At 65.5% G+C, this 3836-nt stretch carries 3 protein-coding genes; 2 read left to right on the top strand and 1 reads right to left on the bottom strand.

Features of this window, described 5'->3' with window-relative positions:
* Both ACFWF3_RS27525 and ACFWF3_RS27520 read left to right on the top strand, forming a co-directional pair.
* Positions 1-887, top strand: an 887-nt coding sequence (locus ACFWF3_RS27525; protein ID WP_379316304.1) for a GMC oxidoreductase, incomplete at its 5' end; no start/stop codon positions are given.
* A gap of 139 nt (positions 888-1026) precedes the next feature.
* Positions 1027-2580, top strand: coding sequence for an acyl-CoA carboxylase subunit beta (locus ACFWF3_RS27520; protein WP_378630165.1), 1554 nt, complete (start codon positions 1027-1029; stop codon positions 2578-2580).
* Here the strand turns inward: ACFWF3_RS27520 and ACFWF3_RS27515 are convergent, their stop codons facing one another.
* A complete protein-coding gene (locus ACFWF3_RS27515) occupies positions 2581-3834 on the bottom strand; it encodes a PucR family transcriptional regulator (protein WP_379316302.1) in 1254 nt (417 codons plus the stop codon).
* Positions 3835-3836 lie beyond the last annotated feature (2 nt).

Here is a 3836-nt window from a genome sequence, read left to right as displayed (position 1 = left end):
ACACCGCGGTGCTTCCCGGGATCTCACCGCGACTGGGTGTGCTCACGCGCACCAACTCCGAAGCCATCCTCGGCGCCGGACGCACCGAGGTCGACCCCGCCGTCGACATCACCAAGGGCGTGGCGATCACGTCCTCGTTCCACCCCACGCCGAACACCCACGTCGAACCCGTGCGCTACGGCAAGGGATCCAACGCCATGGGATTGCTCAACACCTATCTGGTCGACGGCGATCAGCGCCTGCCGCGATGGTCGCGGGTGCTGCTCATCGCCGGGCGACACCCGGTGCAGACCGTGCGACTGCTGCGCACCAACCGGTGGAGCGAGCGCACGCTGGTCCTGCTGGTGATGCAGAGCCTGGACAATTCGATCACCACCTACACCCGGCGCGGGGTGTTCGGCCGCCGGTTCACCAGCAAGCAGGGTTTCGGCGAACCCAACCCGTCGTGGATCCCGCCCGGGCACGAGGCGACCCGGCACGTCGCCGCGAAACTCGGTGCCACACCGGGCAGTACCTGGCCCGATGTGTTCAACGTCCCGATGACCGCGCACTTCATCGGCGGTTGCGTGATCGGTACCGATGCGAGCGACGGCGTCATCGACCCCTATCACCGGGTCCACGGCTACCCCGGTCTCAGCGTCGTCGACGGTTCGGCGATCTCGGCCAACCTCGGTGTCAATCCGTCACTGACGATCGCCGCCCAGGCCGAACGCGCGGCCGCGCTGTGGCCCAACAAGGGCGAACCGGATCCACGCCCCGCACCCGGCGATCCCTACCAGCGGATCGCCGCGGTGGCACCGAACGACCCCGTCGTGCCCGCCACCGCCACCGCCGCCCTTCGCCTGCCGATCTGGCCGGTCACCGCGTCCACCCACGAGGACCGCTGAGCTCGGTGTAGAGAATGCGATGAGATCGCCGGCCGAGACTTTGTGACCTCTCCCGCCTCCCCCGCTTATCGCGCTGCCACACCGTGATTCGACTACCGTCGCGCACAGCATTTGAGTTGGTTGGAAGGTGGCAGTAAGCGTGGTAAGTACCAAGGCGAAGCTCGACGGGCTGGCCGAGATTCTGGCGATCGCCGCGGAACCTGCAGGTGAGGCCGCCGTAGCGAAGCGAGCGAAGAAGGGCGTTCCGAGCGTTCGCGAGCGGATGAACATGCTGCTCGACCCTGGGACATTCATCGAAATCGGAGCGTTGGCACGTCAGCCCGGACAGCCCGATGCCCTCTACGGCGACGGACTGGTGACCGGTCGTGGGCTGATCCATGGCCGGACAGTGATCGTGATCGCTCATGATCCGACCGTGTACGGCGGGTCGGTCGGTATCACGGCGGCGCGCAAGTTCATGCAGGCGCTCAAACTCGCGTTCGACAACGGTTGCCCGGTGGTGACGATCAACGAATCCCCCGGCGCGCGGGTGCAGGACGCGGCCGGTTCACTCGCCTCGTTCGGCGATATGACCCGGGTTCTGGAGAAGCTGTCGGGCTATGTGCCGCAGGTGTCGATCATGCTCGGCAAATGCGCGGCGGGCTCGGTCTACGGACCGATCAATACCGACGTGCTCGTCGGCACGAAGGATACCTACATGTTCGTCACCGGGCCTGACGTGATCAAGGCCGTCAACGGTGAGGACATCAGCGCCGAGGCGCTCGGCGGCGCGGAGGTGCAGGCCAAACGTGGCACCCTGCATCACGTCGCGGACAACGAGCAGGAAGCCTTCGACTGGGCCCGCAACTATCTCAGCTATATGCCGTCGAGCTGCCTCGAACAGCCGCCGGTCGTCAATCCCGGCCTGGAACCCGACATCACCGCCTACGACCTTGAACTCGAGACGATCATCCCGGATTCCGATCGTGCGGGTTACGACATGCACGACGTCCTGTTGCGCCTGTTCGACGATGGTGAATTCCATGAGATCCGGGCGGCTTTCGCCCCGAACCTGATCACCGGGTTCGCCAGGGTCGACGGCTATCCGGTCGGTGTGATCGCCAATCAGCCGCTGGTCCTCGGCGGGTCCGTCGACGCCGCGTGCTCCGACAAGGGGACCTACTTCATCCGGCTGTGCAACGCCTTCAACATCCCGCTGATCTTCGTCACCGACACCCCCGGCGTGCTGCCCGGCCTCGATCAGGAAGACGCGGGCGTGATCATCCGGGGCGGCCGGATGCCGCGCGCGATCATCGAGGCGACAGTCCCGATCATCAGCCTGGTGGTGCGCAAGTCCTATGGCGGCGCCTACGGAATGATGGGCTGCCGTCAGGTCGGTGCCGACGTCAGCTTCGCCTGGCCGACCGCCCGGATCGCCGTGATCGGCGCCGAAAGTGCGGTCGACCTCGCCGCCAAACGCCAATTGGCCGCTGTCCCCGAGGAACACCGCGCCGCGGCGCGCGATTTCATGATCAACCAGTACAACGAGACCATCGCCACCCCGTGGGTCGCCGCCGAGCGCGGCTACATCGACGCGGTGATCGAGCCCTCACGCACCCGCCTCGAGATCCGGCACGCACTGCGCCTGCTGCGCGACAAGCCGCCGGTCAAGCCGGAGTTCAACCCGCGTAAGCACCCGCTCTACCCCATGTGATCAGCCCGCGCGCGAACTGGTTTCGCTCGGGGGCCGATAGAGCTCTGTTGATCCGGACCCGCGGTGGGCCCGGATCAACAGAGCGGCGCGCAGATGACACAGACCGGACACGTCGTTGAGGTCGAACCCGGTCATCTGGCCGATCCTTTTCAATCGGTAGTCGACGGTGTTCGTGTGGATGAACATCATGCGCGCGGTCCGTGACCGCTGCATATTCGTGGACATGTACACCTCGAGCGTGCGTAGTAGTTCCGGATGCGCTTCGAGGGAATCGACGATGGAACTCAGATAATCGCGCGCGGGGCCCGGCCGGGTCAGCTGATATTCGAAGGCCAATTCGTGCGGGCGATATACCTTGCTCGGACCACCGAACCGATGCACGATTTCGACGAGTTCATGGACTTGCTCGGCGGCGTGCGGGATTTCGGACGGCGTCGCCGACGTCGCCACCGCACGCACCGGCACCTGCGCCGCGGCGGACAGGTGCACGATCAGCTCATCCAATTCCACCTGGGTGAATTCGTGCGCGGGCAGCAGTAGCGTGCCGCCGTCCACGCTCAACAGCGACAGCACCTTCCCGTCACAGCGGTCCGCCAGTTCTGCCTGCACGCGGCGCAATTTCCGTCGCGCGACGACTTTCGCGTCCAGAGTGGGATCGAATTCCTCTGCGTGCGGCGGGAGTTCGAGCGCCATCACGTGATAGCGATCGGCGACCTCGATGCCACATTCACGCGCCATCGTCGACGTGTTCTGGCCGCCGAGCAGCGCCGACGTGAGGGTGTGCACCGCGGTGTGGTGCTCACTGTCCACCGATCGCAATTCGCGGACGTAGGCCACCGAGACCGCCGAGGTGATCATCTTCTGGGCGTCCATCAGCCGCCGAGCCACCCCGACCACGGTGTCGTAGTCATGATTGGTGACGTTGGTGATGACGAGATCGAAGCCCAGTTTGAAGCCCTCGTGCACGGCGTCGTGAATGGTGTCGATCGGGATTCCCTCGCGCGCCCAATCGGCGGCGGCGGCCTGTACTCGCTCGACCCGTCCCGGGATATCGCGGCCGTCGAGCATGCTCCTGGTCAGCTCGAGACAGACGCGGGTCACCGTGGTGACGTCTCCGTCGAGTGCTTCGCCGGGCAGCGTGCCGCACGGCACGACATTCTCGATGAAATGCACCACCATCTGGCGGGATATCGTCCGTACATCCTTCAAGGGGTTCGACACCGGCCGCCCCGAAACGGTCAGGAACGGCTCGATGG

This window comes from Nocardia sp. NPDC060220, assembly GCF_042727815.1.
Lineage (GTDB): Bacteria > Actinomycetota > Actinomycetes > Mycobacteriales > Mycobacteriaceae > Nocardia.
Note: the sequence above shows the minus strand (reverse complement) of the source record. Positions and strands in the feature narration are given on the sequence as shown.